The 484-nt window shown below is 36.4% G+C and carries 1 protein-coding gene; it reads left to right on the forward strand.

Features of this window, described 5'->3' with window-relative positions; genetic code table 11:
- Positions 1-329, forward strand: a 329-nt coding sequence (locus V6259_RS20140) for a TRAP transporter large permease subunit (protein WP_341585965.1), incomplete at its 5' end; no start/stop codon positions are given.
- Positions 330-484: the final 155 nt, after the last annotated feature.

Below are 484 nucleotides of genomic sequence, written 5' to 3' on the forward strand. Positions count from 1 at the left end.
TGATTATCATATTCCTACTGTTTGTTGGTATGTTTATGGAAACATTGGCTGCGATTATGATCCTGACGCCTGTGTTGTTGCCTGTGACTTATAATCTAGGTATTGATCCTGTTCAGTTTGGTATTGTAATGATTTGCTGTCTTTCAATTGGTTTTGCTACACCGCCTCTTGGAGAGAACTTATTTGTTGCATCGGGTATTTCGAAAGTATCACTGGAAGAGATCACAGTTAAAGCGCTTCCGTTTACATTGTCATCGACAGTGGCAGTATTTGTTATTGCTTACTTCCCTGAAATATCCTTATATTTGCCGAGGCTATTTGGTTATTAGCGAGTTTTAATTTAAATGCTTGTAAGAAATTTTCTTACAAGCATTTCTCTATTGTCCATTTGGAGGTAATAGTATGCTGCCTGAAGTTGGTAAGATTTTATACAGTACTGATTTGTCTAAAAGTTCGATGAAAGCTTTTGATCAGGCTGTTTATA

The sequence above is a fragment of the Marinomonas sp. TI.3.20 genome, assembly GCF_038155025.1.
Taxonomy (GTDB): domain Bacteria; phylum Pseudomonadota; class Gammaproteobacteria; order Pseudomonadales; family Marinomonadaceae; genus Marinomonas; species Marinomonas flavescens.